The sequence below is a fragment of the Pseudomonas sp. TE21394 genome, assembly GCF_054057835.1.
In genome coordinates, this window is sequence record NZ_JBSRZR010000001.1 from 1,562,627 (window position 1) to 1,581,178 (window position 18,552).

The window sequence follows — 18,552 nt, forward strand, 5'->3', positions numbered from 1 at the left end:
CCATTAAATATCGGATTCACAACGTGTCGAACCCGCAGATTGACAGGGTAACCGGCCCCTTGTTCCGACCTGGGTCAACCGCCGGTCAGGAACACCCCGGGCCAGCCCGGAATTTTGCCAGGCGCACACTCAAGACTGACTGGTCACGACCGATACTCAAAGAGACACATTCTGTCGCACTGGGTGCCTCTCCTTCACTTCCCTGGATCTGCCCTCCATGTCATTACGCAACATCAATATTGCCCCGCGAGCACTGCTGGGCTTTGCGCTTATCGGCCTGCTGATGCTCGGCCTCGGTATTTTCTCCCTGATGCAGATGGGCAACATCCGCCAGGCCGGCCTGGTCATCGAGCAAGTCAGCGTCCCCGCCATCAAGACGCTGGATGAAATAAGCGCGCTGAACCTGCGCCTGCGCAGCCTCTCCTACCGCCTGCTGGTCAACCGCGACCCGCAAAGCCAGCAGGAAATCCTCAACCTGATGGACCAGCGCAACCAGCAGATGGACCGCGCGCGCGAAGCCTATGTGCCGCTGATCACTGCCGCCGACGAACAGGCCGCGTACGACCAGTACGTCCAGTCGCTCAACCAGTACCGCCAGCTAGAAGCGCACATGCGCAGCCTGAACCAGGCCGGCCGCCTCGACGAACTGAGAGATGTCCTCAACCGTGACTTGCAGGCCAACTCCGAGCAGATCAACAAGATCATGGAGACACTGGTACGGATCAACACCGAGCAGACCCGTGACACCAACGCGAAAGCCGCCAGCCAGTATGACGCGGCCTTCTCTCTGGTGATCGTCCTGCTGGTCGCCGCCACCGTGCTGACGTTTGTCTGCGCGCTCCTGCTGACCCGCAGCATCGTCAAGCCGATCGACGCGGCGCTCAGATGCGCCGAGCAGATCGCCGACGGCGACCTGACCCACGTCATCCATGCCGAGGGTACCGACGAAGCTGCCCGCCTGCTGCGCGCCATGGCCCGCATGCAAGACAAGCTGCGCGACACCTTGCAGCTGATTGCCGGCTCGGCGACTCAGCTGGCATCCGCTGCCGAGGAACTGAATGCCGTCACCGACGAAAGCGCCCGTGGCCTGCAGCAGCAGAACAATGAAATCGAACAGGCCGCCACGGCGGTCACAGAGATGACCAGCGCCGTGGAGGAAGTGGCGCGCAATGCGGTCAGCACCTCGGAAGCCTCCAGCGAAGCCAGCCGTTCGGCTGGCGATGGCCGCGACCTGGTCATGGAAACCGTGGGTGCCATCGAACGCATGAGCGGCGACGTACAAGCCACCGCCAAGCTGATCACCCACCTGGCCGAACAGTCGCGTGATATCGGCAAGGTGCTCGACGTGATCCGTGGCCTGGCAGACCAGACCAACCTGCTGGCGCTCAACGCGGCGATCGAGGCGGCACGTGCCGGCGAGGCAGGCCGTGGTTTTGCCGTGGTCGCCGATGAAGTGCGGGCGCTGGCCCACCGAACCCAGCAGTCGACCAGCGAGATCGAGCGGATGATCGGCAGCATTCAGGGCGGTACCGAAGAGGCCGTGGAGTCGATGCGCACCAGCACCGAACGTGCCGAATCGACCCTGAATATCGCCCGGGGCGCGGGCCTGGCGCTGGATACCATTGCCGGGGCGGTGGCGCAGATCAACGAACGCAACCTGGTGATTGCCAGCGCTGCGGAAGAACAGGCGCAGGTGGCGCGGGAAGTGGACCGCAACCTGGTGAACATCAATGACCTGTCGGTGCAGAGCGCTACGGGCGCGAATCAGACCAGTGCGGCGAGTGCTGAATTGTCGCGGCTGGCTGTGGACTTGAATGGGCTGGTGGCTCGTTTCCGGACCTGAGATTGCCGGGGCCGCTTTGCGGCCCATTCGCGGGGCAAGCCCGCTCCTACAGTGGATAGTGTTGGCAGTTCAACTTGTGGGAGCGGGCTTGCCCCGCGAAGAGGCCGGCACTGTCAGCCAACATCCCGCAACCATTCCCCACCCCGCACTGAGCCCAGCTGACCTAGTGTTTTTCCCTGAATCTTCAAAGGGAGCAACACATGGACCGTGCCCATTCCCACCTGCTGCGCCGTGGCCGTTTCTCACAGCCAGGCGGGCTCTACCTGCTGACCACCGTCACTCACGAACGCGAACGGATCTTCACCCACTTCCAGCTCGCCCGCAGTGTGATCCACCAACTGAGGCAAACCGAGCTCGATGGCCTCTGCCGCTCCCTGGCCTGGGTAGTGATGCCAGACCATGTCCACTGGTTGATCGAATTACGAAGTGGCACGTTGTGCTGCTTGATGCGCAGGTTCAAGTCGCGCAGCACTCATGCGCTTTATAAAGTCGGCATGCCGCGCAGGCGGCTATGGCAGCCAGGCTACCACGACCATGCCTTGCGCCGTGAGGAGAGTGTTGTGCAGGTGGCCAGGTATATCGTTGCCAATCCCATGAGAGCGGGGTTGGTTCGCCGGGTTGGCGATTATCCGCATTGGGATGCTGTGTGGATTTGATGGCCTCTTCGCGGGGCAAGCCCGCTCCCACAGGTTCTGTGCTACCTCAGGCCAGCGGTGAAACCTGTGGGAGCGGGCTTGCCCCGCGAAAAGGCCCGCACATCAGTAATCGATCCGCACATCCCCTTTCGGCACACTGCAGCACGACAGGATGTAGCCCTCGGCTTCGTCCTCTTCGGTGATGCCGCCGTTGTGCTCCATCTCGACTTCACCGCCCAGCTTGAGCACCTTGCAGGTGCCGCAGATGCCCATACCGCAGGCTTTCGGGATCATCAGGCCAACCTTGGCCGCCGCTGCATGCACGGTCTCGCCCGGGGCGATGCGGATACTCTTCTCGCTGCCGATGAACTCCACCAGGTTGAGGTCGGCGGCGTCCAGTACCGGCGCATCGGCAGCCTGTTCGGCATGCTCGACCGCGTCCGCCTTGGCTTCCGGCGGCGTGGCGCCGAACGACTCCTCGTGGTAGTTCTTCATGTCGAAGCCCACCGCTTCGAGCATGCGCTTGACCGCGCTCATGTAAGGCGTCGGGCCGCAGCAGAACACCACGCGCTCCATGTAGTCCGGCGCAATCAGTTCCATCAGGCGCTGGTTCAGGTAGCCGCGATAACCCGCCCACGGCTCACCCAGGCCATGCTTTTCACAGATGATGTGCAGGCTGAAGTTGGGGATGCGCGAAGCCATCTGCTCCAGCTCGCGATGGTAGATGATGTCCTTCGGCGAACGGGCGCTATGCACAAATACCATGTCGACATTGCCGTTGGTGTCGTAGAACCAGCGCGCCATCGACATCACCGGGGTAATGCCCACGCCACCGGAAAGGTACAGCACCTTCTGCGCCGGGAAATCGATGGCGTTGAACAGCCCGACCGGGCCGTGCACTGGCAGTTCGGCGCCTTCGTGCATGGTGTCGTGGAGGAAGTTGGACACCAGGCCGCCCGGTACGCGCTTGACCGTGATCGAGAAGCTGTAGGGCACCGAAGGCGAGCTGGAGATGGTGTAGGAGCGCATCACCGGCTTGCCTTCGATCTCCAGCTCCAGGGTGACGAACTGCCCAGGCTTGAAGAAGAACATGATCGGCTGGTCGGCCATGAAGCAGAAGGTGCGCACGTCCCAGGTCTCCTGGATGACCTTGACGCAGCGCACGATGTGGCGGCCGTTGGCCCAGGTCTGGGTGGTGACCGGATTGAGGAAGGTATCGGACATGTTCATCTCCAGCAGCCGACTATTGGCCTTTTATGGCTTGGATAATGCGCAAGCTGAAGACGACGTACATTCCTGCCAGCGACATCGGCGTGCTTATCGCGACCAGCCGCGCACCACAAGGGCTGCGGAGTCGTAATTCAATTCGGCCATGTCGCCCATGGATACGGTTCGCGACGTCTTCGGACGCACACTCCACGGCAAAACAACCGCTGTTTCTTGATAAGCAGCCTTGCGGCACCACAACAACGATTAGCCACCTTTTGCCGGCCGCACACGGCCCCGAGGAATACACGATGGACGTCACCGCAACCCTGAGCCTGGGCGATCCACTGGAACCTGCACGCAAGGCAACCGCCGAAATGCTGCAGACCCGCGAGCGCACCTTCTCGCTGCCGCAGCCGTTCTACAACGACGAGCGTCTGTTCCAGATCGACATGCAGGAGATCTTCCACAAGGAGTGGCTGATTGCCGGCATGACCTGCGAGATTCCGGCCAAGGGCAATTACATCACCCTGCAGATCGGCAAAAACCCGATCATTGTGGTGCGTGGTGCCGAAGGCAAGGTGCATGCCTTCCACAACGTCTGCCGTCACCGCGGCTCGCGCCTGTGCGTCAGCGACAAGGGCAAGGTGGCCAAGCTGGTCTGCCCGTACCACCAGTGGACCTACGAACTGGACGGCCGCCTGCTGTTCGCCGGCACCGAAATGGGCGCCGACTTCGACATGAACCAGTACGGCCTGAAGCCGGTGAACGTCAAAGTCGCCGGCGGCTACATCTTCATCAGCCTGGCGGAGAACCCGCCTGCCATCGACGACTTCCTGGCCACCCTGGACCACTACATGGAGCCGTACGACATGGAGAACACCAAGGTGGCGGTGCAAACCACCTTGATGGAAAAGGCCAACTGGAAGCTGGTGCTGGAAAACAACCGCGAGTGCTACCACTGCAACGGTTCGCACCCGGAACTGCTGCAGACCCTGCTGGAATGGGACGACACCAACGATCCGCGCGCCAGCCAGGAATTCAAGGACCACGTGGCCGCCTCGGCCGCTGCCTGGGAAGCCGAGAAAATCCCGTACCTGCACAAGAGCCATGGCCTGCGTAACCGCATCGTGCGCATGCCGCTGCTCAAGGGCACCGTGTCGATGACCATGGACGGCAAGCAGGCCTGCCAGAAGCTGATGGGCCGCATCAAGAACCCGGACCTGGGCTCGATGCGCATCCTGCACCTGCCACACTCGTGGAACCACTGCATGGGCGACCACATGATCGTGTTCACCGTGTGGCCGATCAGCGCCCAGGAAACCATGGTCACCACCAAGTGGCTGGTACACAAGGATGCCGTGGAAGGTGTCGATTACGATCCGGAGCGCATGCGCAAGGTGTGGGACGCCACCAACGACCAGGACCGCCGCCTGGCCGAAGAGAACCAGCGCGGGATCAACTCCACTGCGTACCAGCCTGGCCCTTACTCGAAGACCTACGAGTTCGGCGTGGTCAATTTCATCGACTGGTACAGCCAGCGGTTGCTCAACAACCTGGGGGCTGAGCCGGCACCTTACCTGAAGGAAGTGCAGGCGCAGTAAGCCCGCCCCCCGCCACTGAACGATGTTTGGTGGCGGGGTTTTTCCTGCCTTCACTCCCCGTCCGAAACCGCGTTCACCCCTCCCCCCGAAACACCCGCCCCGTGAATGGCTGATCATTGTTTGACCAACTCGGTCAAACCCGCATGCACACTCGGATGCAGCGGTGTTCATACACCTTATCCACAGAGCCACCAACAGAGTTTGTGGGCAACCGCGGAAGCATTCGCAACGGAATTGTGGATAAGCGCTGCAAGGCCCTGATTATCAAGTTCGGAGTGGGTGAAAAGCGAGGCTTGATCAGTTTTTGAACAAATCTGTCAACGCCCCGGAATACGTGGCTCGCAGCGGATACCGAACATATTATCCACAGAGGGGCTAACAGCGATTGTGGGCAAATCAGGAAGATGCTGATGTGCCAGGCATGCAGGCACCCTGAAAGAGACTGACTGTTTTTTGAGCAAATCAATAGAGGCGGCGTGACACTAGGCCTGCGGCCATGCGCCAACACTTTATCCACATGTTGGCGAACAGATTTGGTGGGCAAAATTACACGGCCGATATCTAGTCCTGAATGCAGGAGCGGCCTTGCGCCGCGATGGGCTGCGCAGTAGCCCCGCAACCCTGAGTCTGGCTCAAGATCCGGGGGCCGCCGCGCAGCCCATCGCGACGCAAGGCCGCTTCTACAACTTCAGCGCAGGACGCCTTCTTCCACCAGCAGCTTGAGGATGGCTTCGGCGCCTTCCTGCGGAGTAACGTCTTTCAACACTTTGCCACCGCCACCACTGGCTTTGGCGGTTGCCGCCTTCATGCGGTCGGCGCCGCTCTTGGCCTTGATCACTTTCAGCCGCTTGGGCCGCGGGCGGGCCGGCTGCAGCTCGGCCTCGGCCAGCAGCGGGTCTTCGACGATGGCCACGTTGCGTGCCGCCAGGACACCCCGGCGCGCCGGCCCGAAGGCACTCTGGCGCGGTTTGGGCGCGGCGTTATCCACAGTCGCCAGCAGCGGCAGGCGCACCTTCAGCCGGCGCCGCTGACCACGTGGCAAAGCCTGCAATACCTGGGCGGTGCCATTATCGATCGATTCCACTTCGGCCAAGCCCACGATCAACGGCCAGCCGAGTTTTTCCGCCAGCAAGAATGGCAGCATGCCCGACCCTTCGCCGGTCTCTGCCTGGCTACCGGTCAGCACCAACTGGGCTCCGGCGTCACGCAGGTAGTCGCCGAGCACGCCCAGCACATCGGCACCGGCCGGCTGCTCCAGCACATCCAGATGGTCCAGGCCCATGCCCAGGTAGGCGCGCAGTGCCTCTTCGCGTGGGTCGCCGGCATGCACCACCTGCAAATTATCCCCAGCCAGCTGCAAGCCCAGTTCCACCGCGCGGGCATCCTGCTCGGCGCGGCGCGCGCGGCCAGAGCTGGGGTGGGCACCGATGGAAACCAGGCTGATCACTTTGGTACTCATGCTCTTGCCCTTATGCCGCGTCGCGCTGGCCGCCGCTGCGGTAGTTATCCACAGCTTCGATCAGTGCCTTGAGGATTGCCGAGCTGTCGCCAATTACCGACAGGTCGGCCCGTTTGATCATGTCGCAGCCTGGGTCCATGTTGATGGCCACCACCTTGTCGCAGGCACCAATGCCCTGCAGGTGCTGGATCGCACCCGAGATACCCACGGCCACGTAGACCCGTGCGGTAACCCAGGTACCGGTAGCGCCCACCTGGCGGTTGCGCGGCATGAAACCATCATCCACCGCTACCCGCGAGGCGCCTTCGGTAGCGCCCAACGCTGCAGTAGCCTGGTGGTACAGGTCCCAGTCCTTGACCCCGTTACCACCGGAGACAATGAACTCGGCCTCGGCCATGGCAATTGTGGCCGGGTCGACGGCCACCGAGCCGAGGTCTTCGATACGCGACAGGCTGCGCGGAACACTTGTGGACAACTCTACCGGCAGCGCTTCATGGCGGGTTTCGCTGACCGGCTCGGCGCATTCGGCCGCCGCCAGGATCAGGCGCGGCACGGCGCGTTGCAGGTCTTGCTGGCCGGCACCAGCACGGCCGATGCACTGGCCATCCTTGACCTGCCATACCCGCGTCGCCGGGCGCTCGCCCAGCGCTGCACCCAGGCGTCGGCCCAGTTCGCCGCCACCGGTGCGGCTGTCGGGCAGCAGCCAGTGGCGTGGCGTGAACTGGTTATCCACAGCGCGCAGGCCCTGCACCAGTTGCTCCGGTGCATAACCTTCGAAGGCCTCGCCCTCGATGACCAGCAGGCGGTCGACACCGGCTGTGGAAAAGTTGCTTTCCTTGTGCTCGCCAAACACCACCGCCAAAACCGCACCATCACTGCCGGCCAGGCTGTGGGCCAGGCCGAGCAGGTCGCGGTCGTGGCTGCTCAGGCGGCCACCGACCATGTCCGGCACCACGGCGATGTAGAACGCCGGTGCCGCCACCTGGTGCAACGGCAGCTTGACCTCCGCCGCCGTGCGTCGCCCGCCCACACCGGTGCCCTGCTGGGCACCACTGCGGTCGATGCGCTTGAGGCCGGCAGGGCCGATGAAGCCTGCGGCTATCGCGTGAGGGTTCTTGCGGATCAGGCCGTTCGGCCCCATCCAGCGGGTTTGCTGGGTCTGCATCGCTGCGTGCAGCGGGTGCAGACGGTTACGGGCGATCCACTCGGCGCGCGGATCGCGGCGGATAATGTCGCTCATCAGTGCACCTCCGCAGGTTCACGTTTGGCCGTTTGCGTCTTGGCCGCTGCAGGCGCGTCCTCTTCGATCAGCACGTCGGCGACCAGCTCGGCCAGGTCCTTGATCTGTGGGCGCGGTTCGACCACGCCTTCGAGCATCGCGGTGCACTGTGGACAACCCACGGCCACCAGCTCGGCCTCGGTCTGGCGGATGTCGTCCATGCGCATGTCGGGGATCCGCTGCTTGCCCGGGATGTCGGTAATCGGCGCACCGCCGCCACCGCCACAGCAGCGCGAGCGGAAGCCGGAGCGTTCCATTTCGCGCACTTCGATACCCAGCGCCTTGAGCACTGCCCGCGGGGCTTCGTATTCACCGTTGTAGCGACCCAGGTAGCACGGGTCGTGGTAAGTGACGCTGCCACCTTTATGCTGGCCAAGGTTGAGCTTGTTGGCCGCGATCAGTTCGGCGATGTAGGTGCTGTGGTGCTGCACCTGGTACTCACCGCCCAAAGCGCCGTACTCGTTCTTCAGCACATGGAAGCTGTGTGGGTCACAAGTGACGATGCGCTGGAACCTGTACTTGGCCAGGGTCTGGATATTGCGCTTGGCCAGTTGCTGGAAGGTCGCTTCGTCGCCCAGACGGCGCGCCACGTCGCCGCTGTCGCGCTCTTCGAGGCCGAGCACGGCAAAGTCCACGCCGGATGCCTTGAGCACCTTGACGAACGAACGCAAGGTGCGCTGGTTGCGCATGTCGAAGGCACCATCACCGACCCAGAACAGCACCTCGGTGGTTTTCACCTCCGACAGCAGTTGCAGGTTGAGGTCGGCGGCCCAGTTCATGCGCCCACCGGGGGCGAAGCCGCCCGGGTTGTCGGTGGCGATCAGGTTGTCCAGCACCTCGGCGCCCTTGTTCGGCGTGGCGCCCTTTTCCAGGGTGAGGTGGCGGCGCATGTCGACGATGGCATCGACGTGCTCGATCATCATCGGGCATTCCTCGACGCAGGCACGGCAGGTGGTGCAGGACCACAGCGTTTCGGCATCGACCAGGCCATTGACGATCGGCTGGTGCGGGTGGCCGCCATGCTCGCCGATCGGTTTGCCAGGGTATGGGCTGCCGGCGAACTGGGCGTCGGTACCACCGGCCAGGCCGATGACCATGTCCTGGATGAGCTTTTTCGGGTTCAGCGGCTGGCCGGCGGCAAACGCCGGGCACATGGCTTCACATTTGCCGCACTGCACGCAGGCATCGAAGCCCAGCAGCTGGTTCCAGGTGAAGTCCACCGGTTTTTCCACGCCCAGCGGTGCGTTCGGGTCTTCCAGGTCCAGCGGCTTGAGGCCGGTGGAGCGGCCGCCGCCGAAGCGCTCGGCACGGCGGTGCCAGGCCAGGTGCAGGGCACCGGCGAAGGCGTGTTTCATCGGCCCGCCCCAGGTCATGCCGAAGAACAGTTCGGACACGCCCCACAGCACGCCCAGGCCGAGAATGGCGACCATCACCCAGCCGCCGGTATTGGCAGGCAGGATGCCGGCGACCGGCAAGGTGGCGATGAAGAAGCTCGCGGCGAACGCCAGCAGGCTCTTCGGCAGGCGCATCCACGGCCCCTTGGACAGCCGCGAAGGCGGGTTGAGGCGGCGTTTGAAGACGAAGATGGCGCCAGTGAACATGATCACCGTGGCCACCAGCAACGCGTAGCCGAGGATCTTGCTCTGCAGGCCGAAGCCGTGCACCAGGATCGCCAATGCGGCCGACAGCACGAAGCCGCCTGCGGTGGCCACGTGGGTCTTGGACATGTACTTGTCGCGCTCGACCACGTGGTGCAGGTCCACCAGGTAACGGCGCGGCATGGCCAGCAGGCCGCCGATCAGGTTGACCTTGGAGGGCCGGCCACGCCGCCACATGCGCACCCGGCGCAGGGCGCCGAGCACTGCCAGGCCAAGGGCAGCGAACAGCAGGATGGGTAGAAGGGTGTTCAACATGGGAGGCTCCCACAACAGCTGGATTCTTGCGCCACTCTGAAGATGGGATTGGCCCCTTGTGGGAGCGGGTTTACCCGCGAATGCGTCAGATCAGACAACTCTGTTGCTTGTGCTGACGCTTTCGCGGGTGAACCCGCTCCCACAGGGACCGCGCCCGTTGGTGACGATTTTTCTCGATCAGAAGTCCTTACACAGGCGCAAGGCGTCGTAGATCGCCGCATGCACGTTGCGCTGGGCCACGCAGTCGCCGATGCGGTACAGCAGGTAGCCTTCGCCCGGCTGGCTGAGGATCGGCTGTGGCTTGATGGCGAACAGCGCCTCCACGTCGATCTGGCCCTTGTTGCGCGAACCTTCCTTCAGCGCGTAGTACAGCTGCTCGTCAGGACGCACGCCGTTCTCCACCACCACCTGGTCGACCACGCGCTCTTCCTTGGCGCCGGTGTATTCGTTCTCCAGCACCGCCACCAGCTTGTCACCCTCGCGGTAGACCTTTTCCAGCATCATGTCGCCGGTCATGATCACTTCTTTCGGGTATATGCTGCGGTAGTAGGTCGGGAAGCTGGTACCGCCCATGGCCACGCCCGGCTTGATGTCGTCGGTGACGATCTCGACCTGGCTGCCCTTGTCGGCAATGAAGTCGGCCACTGACATGCCGGTGAATTCGCAGATGGTGTCGTACACCAGCACGTTCTTGCCCGGTGCCACCTTGCCGTCGAGCACGTCCCAGCTGCTGACCACCAGCCCTTCGGCGGCGCCCCAGTGCTCGTTCTGCTCGAGGAACGAATGCCCACCCACTGCCAGCACGATGATGTCCGGGCGCAAGTCCTGGATGGTCGCCACGTCGGCGGCGGTGCCCAGGCGCAGGTCGACCTTCAGGCGCGCCAGCTCCAGCTGGTACCAGCGGGTAATACCAGCGATCTGGTCACGCTGCGGCGCCTTGGCGGCGATGGTGATCTGCCCGCCGATCTGCTCCTTCTTCTCGAACAGGGTCACGTCGTGGCCACGTTCGGCAGCCACGCGGGCCGCTTCCATGCCGGCCGGGCCGGCGCCCACTACCACCACCTTGCGCTTGGCACCGGTGGTCTTCTCGATGATGTGCGGCACGCCCATGTATTCACGGGAGGTCGCGGCGTTCTGGATGCACAGCACGTCCAGGCCCTGGTACTGGCGGTCGATGCAGTAGTTGGCACCGACGCACTGCTTGATCTGGTCGATCTGGCCCATCTTGATCTTGGCGATCAGGTGCGGGTCGGCGATATGCGCACGGGTCATGCCGACCATGTCCACGTAGCCGCCTTCGAGGATACGCGTGGCCTGGTTCGGGTCCTTGATGTTCTGCGCGTGCAGTACCGGGACCTTGACCACTTCCTTGATGCCGGCCGCCAGGTGCAGGAACGGTTCCGGCGGGTAGCTCATGTTGGGGATGACGTTGGCCAGGGTGTTATGGGTGTCGCAACCCGAGCCGACCACACCGATGAAGTCGATCATGCCGGTGGCGTCGTAGTACGCGGCGATCTGCTTCATGTCTTCATGGCTGAGGCCGTCCGGATGGAACTCGTCGCCACAAATGCGCATGCCCACGCAGAAGTCGTCACCGACCTCGGCGCGCACGGCCTTGAGCACTTCCAGGCCGAACTTCATGCGGCCTTCGAAAGTGCCGCCCCATTCGTCGGTACGCTTGTTGACCCGCGGGCTCCAGAACTGGTCGATCATGTGCTGGTGCACGGCCGACAGTTCCACGCCGTCCAGGCCGCCCTCTTTGGCGCGGCGTGCCGCTTGCGCGTAGTTGCCGATCACGCGCCAGATCTCTTCTACCTCGATGGTCTTGCAGGTGGCACGGTGCACGGGTTCACGGATACCCGACGGCGACATCAGGGTCGGCCAGTTGAAGCCGTCCCAGCGCGAGCGCCGGCCCATGTGGGTAATCTGGATCATGATCTTGGCGCCATGCTTGTGCATGGCGTCAGCCAGGTTCTGGAAGTGCGGGATGATGCGGTCGGTCGACAGGTTGACCGACGACCACCATTCCTGCGGGCTGTCGATGGCGACGACAGACGAGCCGCCGCAGATCGCCAGGCCGATACCGCCCTTGGCCTTTTCCTCGTAGTACTTCACATAGCGGTCGGTCGTCATGCCGCCGTCAGTGGCGTAGACCTCCGCGTGTGCGGTGCTGAGCACGCGGTTGCGGATGGTCAGTTTGCCGATCTGGATCGGCTGGAACATTGCTTCGAATGCCATGACGCTATCTCCGGCTTACAACGGCTTGACGACAAACAGGCCATCTTCGTGGCCTTCTTCCGAACCGCCGTAGACCTGTTCGGCCACGGTGCGGATCGAGCTGCCGCGGGCAGCGAGAATCTGGTCCATGGCGCCGGCGAACCAGCCGGTGAACATGTAGTCGACCTTGCGGCCGCACTTGCCATAGACGTACACGAACGCCGAGTGCTTGAGCTTGACGCTGCAGGTACCCTTGTCCAGGTCGATGTCCTGGATCTCGAACAGGCCCCAACCGCGCTGGCTCAGGCGCTTCATGTAGTGCTCGAACACCGCTACGCCTTCCAGGCCATGGCATTCGGCTTCTTTTTCACACCAGTGCCAGGCGGACTTGTAGCCGGCCTTGTAGAGGATCTCGGCGTACTTGTCGGCGCCGAGGACTTCTTCGATCCCCATGTGGTTGTTGACGAAGAAATGGCGCGGTACATACAGCATCGGCAGGGCGTCGCTGGTCCAGACACCGGTTTCGCTGTCGACTTCGATTGGCAATTGCGGGGCGATCTTGGCCATGGAAACTCAACTCCATAAAAATTTTGTTTGGGATGCCCCGGCGTTGCTGGCAGGGGCTTACAGGCTTGGAGAGCGGCTTATTCGCCCCACACGTCCTTGAGGACGTTGACCCAGTTCTCGCCCATGATCTTGCGCACCACGCGCTCGGAGTGGCCGCGCTTGAGCAAGGTTTCGGTGAGGTTGGGGAATTCGCCCACGGTACGAATACCCAGCGGGTTGATGATCTTGCCGAAGTTGGTCAGGCGACGGGCATAGCCCTTGTCGTGGGTCAGGTACTCGAAGAAGTCCTGGCCGTGGCCCTGGGTGAAGTCGGTACCGATACCGATGGCGTCTTCACCGACGATGTTCATGGTGTATTCGATGGCTTCGGCGTAGTCGTCGATGGTCGAGTCGATGCCCTTGGCCAGGAACGGCGCGAACATGGTCACGCCAACGAAACCACCGTGGTCGGCGATGAACTTCAGTTCTTCGTCCGACTTGTTGCGTGGGTGTTCTTTCAGGCCCGACGGCAGGCAGTGCGAGTAGCACACCGGCTTTTTCGATTCGAGGATGACTTCTTCGGAGGTCTTGGAGCCAACGTGGGACAGGTCGCACATGATGCCGACGCGGTTCATCTCGGCGACGATCTCGCGACCGAAGCCCGACAGGCCGCCGTCACGCTCGTAGCAACCGGTGCCCACCAGGTTCTGGGTGTTGTAGCACATCTGCACGATACCCACGCCCAGTTGCTTGAACACATCTACGTAGGCGATCTGGTCTTCGAACGCGTGGGCGTTCTGGAAGCCGAAGAGGATGCCGGTCTTGCCCAGCTCCTTGGCCTTGCGGATGTCGGCGGTGGTGCGCACCGGCATGACCAGGTCGCTGTTTTCGCGGATCAGCTTCTGGCTGGCGGCGATGTTGTCGACGGTTGCCTTGAAGCCTTCCCAGACCGAAACCGTGCAGTTGGCCGCAGTCAGCCCGCCTTTGCGCATGTCTTCGAACAGCTCGCGGTTCCATTTGGCAATGATCAGGCCGTCGATGACGATGCTGTCGGCGTGAAGTTCGGCTGGGCTCATCAGGCTGTCCCCTTTTATTGAATAGGTAGGCGCCAAACCTTGTGCCGGCGCTTTGGGGCCAGCATATGCCTGTGCCCAACGGCGCCCCGATGCAAAAACGACAGGGGGTTTGCCGAAAGCGTCAATGCGCGACAACACGCCTGTTCCAGCGCCTTGGCGACGCCGTTCGGGGATGAGAGACAGTCTCGATAACGACGTTTTCCCGGCTTTTATGAACATTTGTTCAGGTAGCTACCGCGGCGCCGTCGTCTGAGCGAGAATCCCTGCGATTCGTCAGCCTGTTGAGGAGAATACGGATGAAATCAATGGCATGGCTGGTACTGCTGGCTGTCGTGTCGGGCGCCCAGGCCGGCGAGGAAGAAAGCACCCCGTGCGACAACGTCGAGACCGACCAGCAGAGCTACGCCTGCGCTGCTTTCAACAAGCAGACCGCCGAACGCGAGCTGAAAGCGGCATATGACGACCTGATCCAGCGCATCCATGACCAATACGCCGACGAAGGCAGCCAGGCGAACGCACTGGTCACGCGCATGGAGGCTGCCGAAAAACTGTGGACGCAGCTGCGCGATGCCGACTGCAAGGTCGAGACCTTCGCCGAAAAACCCGGCAGCAAGGCGTTCCAGGCAGCCTGGGATACCTGCGTGGCGCAGCGCAGTGATGACCGCTCGGAGTATTTGCAGTCCATAGGCCAGCAGTAAGATCCCGTAGCCGTGCCGGCGACAGGCTGAGAACGGGCGGAAATCAAACCGCCCGGGCCAGACGGTCCTCCCGCGGGCAGCGCTGATAGCGCGCCCGATAGCAGCGGGTGAAGTACGAAGCCGATTCGAACCCGCACGCCACCCCCACCTCCAGCACGCTCATGTCGGTCTGGCGCAACAGCTGGCGGGCCTTGTCCAGCCGCAGGCGCAGGTAGAAACCGCTGGGCGTGTCGTCCAGGTGCAGGCGAAACAGGCGCTCCAGCTGCCGCCGGGTCACCTGCACCGCATCGGCCAGCACCTGGGTGTTGAGCGGCTGTTCGGTGTTGCGCTCCATTTCGCCAATCACCTTCACCAGCTTCTTGTTGCTGATGCCGTAGCGGCTGGCGATCTGCATGCGCTGATGGTCCTGGCGCTGGCGGATACGCCCCAGCACGAACTGCTCCGACACTTGCACAGCCAGTTCGCTACCGTGGGCTTGTGCGATCAGGTCGAGCATCAGGTCGATCGAAGCGGTACCGCCGGCGCAGGTGATGCGCCGCCGGTCGATCTCGAACAGCTCCTGGGTCGCCTGCAGGTTCGGGTAGTTCTCCTTGAACGCTTCGAGCGCCTCCCAATGCACGGTGGCGCGGTGGCCATCCAGCAGGCCGGCCTCGGCCAGCACCACCGCACCGGTGTCTATGCCGCCCAGAATCACCCCATCGCGGTCGAGGCGGCGCAGCGCGTGTTGCAAGGCCGGCCCGTAGCAGGCCAGAGGGTCGAAACCGGCGACGATCAGCAGGACACCGCCAGGTTCAGCCGCCGCCAGCGCTGCATCGGCATTCACCGACATGCCATTGCTGGCCTGCACCGCGCCGCCATCCAGGCTCAGCACCTGCCAGCTATACGATGGGCCTTTGAAACGGTTCGCCACCCGCAACGGCTCCAGGGCACTGATGAAGCCGATCGCCGAGAAACCAGGCAACAGCAGGAAATGGATGATTTGCGGCATTGCATGCTCCACGGCAAAGGTGGTCGCCTCCGTGCAATTGTTGGTCGCCAGGGTGCGATTTTCCACCCTGGCAGCAGCGTAGCGTGTTCACACGGCCCAGAGAGGCCGGCCCCTATAAAAAACGCCCTGCCGATGGAGAGCCACCATGCAACGCTTGATCCGCCGCAGCCTGTTGTCCGTAGCCCTGAGCACTATCGTCGCTTCCCCGCTTTATGCCGCCGAACCCGCGGCCTGCAAGAACGTCCGCCTGGGCGTGGTCAACTGGACCGACGTCATCGCCACCAGCGCCATGGCCCAGGTACTGTTCGACGGCCTGGGCTACCAGACCAAGCAGACCAGTGCGTCGCAGCAGATCATCTTTGCCGGCATCCGTGACAAACGCCTGGACATGTTCCTCGGGTACTGGAACCCGATCATGACCCAGACCATCACCCCGTTCATCGACGCCAAACAGGTCAAGGTGCTCGACAAGCCGAGCCTGGAAGATGCCCGCGCCACCCTGGCGGTGCCGAAGTACCTGGCCGACAAGGGCCTGAAGACTTTCGCCGATATCCACAAGTTCGAAAAGGAGCTGGGCGGTAAAATCTACGGCATCGAGCCGGGCTCCGGCGCCAACACCCAGATCAAGGCGATTATCGCCAAGAACCAGTTCGGCCTGGGCAAGTTCCAGCTGGTCGAGTCCAGCGAGGCCGGCATGCTCGCCGCCGTCGACCGCGCAGTACGGCGCAAGGAGGCGGTGGTGTTCTTCGGCTGGGCGCCGCACCCGATGAACGTGAACATCGACATGGTCTATCTCGGCGACAGCCAGGACGCCCTGGGCCCTGACGAAGGCCGCGCGACGGTCTGGACAGTGACCGCGCCGGATTATGCCGAACGCTGCCCCAACGCCAACCGCCTGCTGGCCAACCTCAACTTCAGCGCCGAAGACGAGAGCCGCATGATGCAGCCGCTGCTCGATCACAAGGACCCGTTGGAATCGGCCCGCCAATGGCTCAAGGACCATCCCCAGGACAAGGCCCGCTGGCTTGAGGGGGTGACCACCTTCGATGGCAAGCCGGCGGCGGACAACCTCAAGCTCACCGCCAACTGACAAGGCCCCATCGCCGCCAAGCCGGCTCCCACAGGAACAATGCTCGCCAGGGTTGACCGCGAACCCTGTGGGAGCCGGCTTGCCGGCGACAAGGCCACTACGGACAACAAAGGAACCCACCATGAACCACGACGTCATCATCACCTGTGCGCTCACCGGCGCTGGCGACACCGCCTCGAAAAGCCACCTGGTCCCGGTCACCCCCAAGCAGATCGCCGAAGCCGCCGTGGAAGCAGCCAGAGCCGGCGCCACCGTGGTGCACTGCCACGTTCGCGACCCGCAGACCGGCCGCTTCAGCCGCGACGTGGCGCTGTACCGCGAAGTCATGGAACGCATCCGCGAAGCCGATGTGGACATCATCGTCAACCTCACCGCCGGCATGGGCGGCGACCTGGAGATCGGCCCGGGCGAAACGCCGCTGGAGTTCGGCCCCGGCACCGACCTGATCGGCCCGCTGGAACGCCTGGCCCATGTCGAAGCGCTGCTGCCGGAGATCTGCACCCTGGACTGCGGCACCCTCAACTTCGGTGACGGCAATTCGATCTACGTTTCCACCCCGGCGCAGCTGCGTGCCGGCGCCCGGCGCATCACCGAACTGGGGGTCAAGGCCGAGCTGGAAATCTTCGACACCGGCCACCTGTGGTTCGCCAAGCAGATGATCAAGGAAGGCCTGCTGGACGACCCGCTGTTCCAGCTGTGCCTGGGCATTCCGTGGGGTGCGCCGGCCGATACAACCACCATGAAGGCGATGGTCGACAACCTGCCGGCCAATGTCACCTGGGCCGGCTTCGGCATCGGCCGCATGCAGATGCCGATGGCCGCCCAGGCGGTGCTGCTGGGTGGCAACGTGCGGGTGGGCCTGGAAGACAACCTGTACCTGGACCGCGGCGTGCTGGCCAGCAACGGCCAGCTGGTCGAGCGCGCGGTAGAAATCATTTCGCGCCTTGGTGCCCGTGTGCTTACCCCGGCTGAAGGCCGGGAAAAGATGAACCTCAACCGCCGCTGAGCCATTCAGGAGAACAGCATGACCTTCATCACCCAGATCAACACCTTCGCTGCCCTGGGTAGCGGCGTGATCGGCAGCGGCTGGGTCGCCCGCGCCCTGGCCCACGGCCTGGACGTGGTCGCCTGGGACCCGGCGCCCGGCGCCGAACAGGCGCTGCGCAAACGGATTGCCAATGCCTGGCCGGCATTGCAAAAGCAAGGCCTGGCGCCGGGTGCTTCCCCGGACCGGCTGAAGTTCGTGGCCACCATCGAGGAATGCGTGCGTGACGCCGATTTCATCCAGGAAAGCGCGCCGGAGCGGCTGGACCTGAAGCTCGACCTGCACGCGAAAATCAGCGCCGCGGCCAAACCCGACGCCATCATCGGCAGCAGCACCTCAGGCCTGTTGCCCAGCGAGTTCTACGAGTCGGCCACCCACCCCGAGCGCTGCGTGGTCGGCCACCCGTTCAACCCGGTGTATCTGCTGCCGCTGGTAGAGATTGTCGGCGGCAAACGCACCGCGCCCGAGGCCATCGAAGCAGCCAAGGCCATCTACACCGCACTGGGCATGCGCCCGCTGCATGTGCGCAAGGAGGTCCCCGGCTTCATCGCCGACCGCCTGCTTGAGGCGCTGTGGCGCGAAGCCCTGCACCTGGTCAACGACGGCGTGGCCAGCACGGGCGAAATCGACGATGCAATCCGCTTCGGCGCCGGCCTGCGCTGGTCGTTCATGGGCACGTTTCTCACCTACACCCTGGCCGGGGGCGACGCCGGCATGCGCCACTTCATGGCCCAGTTCGGCCCGGCGCTGAAGCTGCCCTGGACCTACCTGCCAGCACCGGAGCTGACCGACAAACTGATCGACGACGTGGTCGCAGGCACCTCGGAACAGCTGGGCGAACGTAGCATCGCCGCGCTGGAGCGCTATCGTGATGACACCCTGCTGGCCGTGCTGGACGCCGTGAAGACCAGCAAGGCCCACCACGGCATGGCCTTCGGCGATTGAGGACCCTG

The 18,552-nt window shown here is 63.4% G+C and carries 15 protein-coding genes and 1 pseudogene; 8 read left to right on the forward strand and 8 right to left on the reverse strand.

Going from position 1 to position 18,552, the window contains the following annotated elements:
• Positions 1-217: 217 nt before the first annotated feature.
• From ACVWZT_RS07300 to ACVWZT_RS07310, 3 genes and pseudogenes are all read left to right on the forward strand, one after another.
• Positions 218-988 (forward strand): annotated as a pseudogene (locus ACVWZT_RS07300) (MCP four helix bundle domain-containing protein); the annotation flags it as partial.
• Entirely contained in the window at positions 980-1,843 is an 864-nt protein-coding gene (locus ACVWZT_RS07305) for a methyl-accepting chemotaxis protein (protein WP_457472036.1), read from the forward strand. The pseudogene ACVWZT_RS07300 and the gene ACVWZT_RS07305, both read left to right, overlap by 9 nt.
• 200 nt (positions 1,844-2,043) lie before the next feature.
• The gene (locus tag ACVWZT_RS07310) at positions 2,044-2,499 is read left to right on the forward strand and encodes an REP-associated tyrosine transposase (protein ID WP_457468768.1); all 456 of its coding nucleotides are present in this window, start codon (positions 2,044-2,046) and stop codon (positions 2,497-2,499) included.
• A 102-nt stretch (positions 2,500-2,601) separates the two neighbouring features.
• Here the strand turns inward: ACVWZT_RS07310 and gbcB are convergent, their stop codons facing one another.
• Positions 2,602-3,702, reverse strand: a complete 1,101-nt coding sequence (gene gbcB, locus ACVWZT_RS07315) for a glycine-betaine demethylase subunit GbcB (RefSeq protein WP_296235405.1) — start codon at positions 3,700-3,702, stop codon at positions 2,602-2,604.
• A gap of 293 nt (positions 3,703-3,995) precedes the next feature.
• On the opposite strand from gbcB, the gene gbcA reads away from it, so the two are divergent.
• A complete protein-coding gene (gbcA, locus tag ACVWZT_RS07320; RefSeq protein ID WP_186674967.1) occupies positions 3,996-5,288 on the forward strand; it encodes a glycine-betaine demethylase subunit GbcA in 1,293 nt (430 codons plus the stop codon).
• A 688-nt stretch (positions 5,289-5,976) separates the two neighbouring features.
• Here gbcA and etfB read toward each other — a convergent pair.
• The 6 genes from etfB to ACVWZT_RS07350 all read right to left on the reverse strand — a co-directional run bounded on the left by etfB (position 5,977) and on the right by ACVWZT_RS07350 (position 13,778).
• Positions 5,977-6,747 (reverse strand): electron transfer flavoprotein subunit beta, encoded by a 771-nt coding sequence (gene etfB / locus ACVWZT_RS07325; RefSeq protein WP_296235403.1) that lies wholly within the window; start codon positions 6,745-6,747, stop codon positions 5,977-5,979.
• A gap of 10 nt (positions 6,748-6,757) precedes the next feature.
• Positions 6,758-7,987 (reverse strand): electron transfer flavoprotein subunit alpha, encoded by a 1,230-nt coding sequence (etfA, locus tag ACVWZT_RS07330; RefSeq protein WP_457468771.1) that lies wholly within the window; start codon positions 7,985-7,987, stop codon positions 6,758-6,760.
• A complete protein-coding gene (gene dgcB, locus ACVWZT_RS07335; RefSeq protein ID WP_296235401.1) occupies positions 7,987-9,939 on the reverse strand; it encodes a dimethylglycine demethylation protein DgcB in 1,953 nt (650 codons plus the stop codon). The genes etfA and dgcB overlap by 1 nt, the downstream gene beginning before the upstream one ends.
• A 177-nt stretch (positions 9,940-10,116) precedes the next feature.
• Positions 10,117-12,177 carry a dimethylglycine demethylation protein DgcA gene (dgcA, locus tag ACVWZT_RS07340; RefSeq protein ID WP_225780054.1) on the reverse strand — a complete coding sequence of 687 codons (2,061 nt, stop codon included), beginning with the start codon at positions 12,175-12,177 and terminating at the stop codon, positions 10,117-10,119.
• Positions 12,178-12,192: 15 nt separating this feature from the next.
• A complete protein-coding gene (locus ACVWZT_RS07345) occupies positions 12,193-12,723 on the reverse strand; it encodes a DUF5943 domain-containing protein (protein ID WP_046614486.1) in 531 nt (176 codons plus the stop codon).
• A gap of 77 nt (positions 12,724-12,800) precedes the next feature.
• Complete coding sequence (locus ACVWZT_RS07350; RefSeq protein WP_023382781.1) at positions 12,801-13,778, reverse strand: dipeptidase; 978 nt, start codon at positions 13,776-13,778, stop codon at positions 12,801-12,803.
• Between the two features lie 296 nt (positions 13,779-14,074).
• Between ACVWZT_RS07350 and ACVWZT_RS07355 the strand changes: the two genes are divergently transcribed.
• A complete protein-coding gene (locus tag ACVWZT_RS07355) occupies positions 14,075-14,476 on the forward strand; it encodes a lysozyme inhibitor LprI family protein (protein WP_296235400.1) in 402 nt (133 codons plus the stop codon).
• A gap of 43 nt (positions 14,477-14,519) precedes the next feature.
• Here the strand turns inward: ACVWZT_RS07355 and ACVWZT_RS07360 are convergent, their stop codons facing one another.
• On the reverse strand, positions 14,520-15,464 hold the full coding sequence (locus ACVWZT_RS07360; protein WP_289131694.1) for a GlxA family transcriptional regulator: 945 nt from the start codon (positions 15,462-15,464) through the stop codon (positions 14,520-14,522).
• A 145-nt stretch (positions 15,465-15,609) separates the two neighbouring features.
• On the opposite strand from ACVWZT_RS07360, the gene choX reads away from it, so the two are divergent.
• The 3 genes from choX to ACVWZT_RS07375 all read left to right on the forward strand — a co-directional run bounded on the left by choX (position 15,610) and on the right by ACVWZT_RS07375 (position 18,544).
• Complete coding sequence (gene choX / locus ACVWZT_RS07365; RefSeq protein ID WP_457468773.1) at positions 15,610-16,554, forward strand: choline ABC transporter substrate-binding protein; 945 nt, start codon at positions 15,610-15,612, stop codon at positions 16,552-16,554.
• Between the two features lie 121 nt (positions 16,555-16,675).
• Positions 16,676-17,560, forward strand: coding sequence for a 3-keto-5-aminohexanoate cleavage protein (locus ACVWZT_RS07370; protein ID WP_457468774.1), 885 nt, complete (start codon positions 16,676-16,678; stop codon positions 17,558-17,560).
• Between the two features lie 18 nt (positions 17,561-17,578).
• Positions 17,579-18,544, forward strand: coding sequence for an L-carnitine dehydrogenase (locus tag ACVWZT_RS07375; RefSeq protein WP_296235396.1), 966 nt, complete (start codon positions 17,579-17,581; stop codon positions 18,542-18,544).
• Positions 18,545-18,552 lie beyond the last annotated feature (8 nt).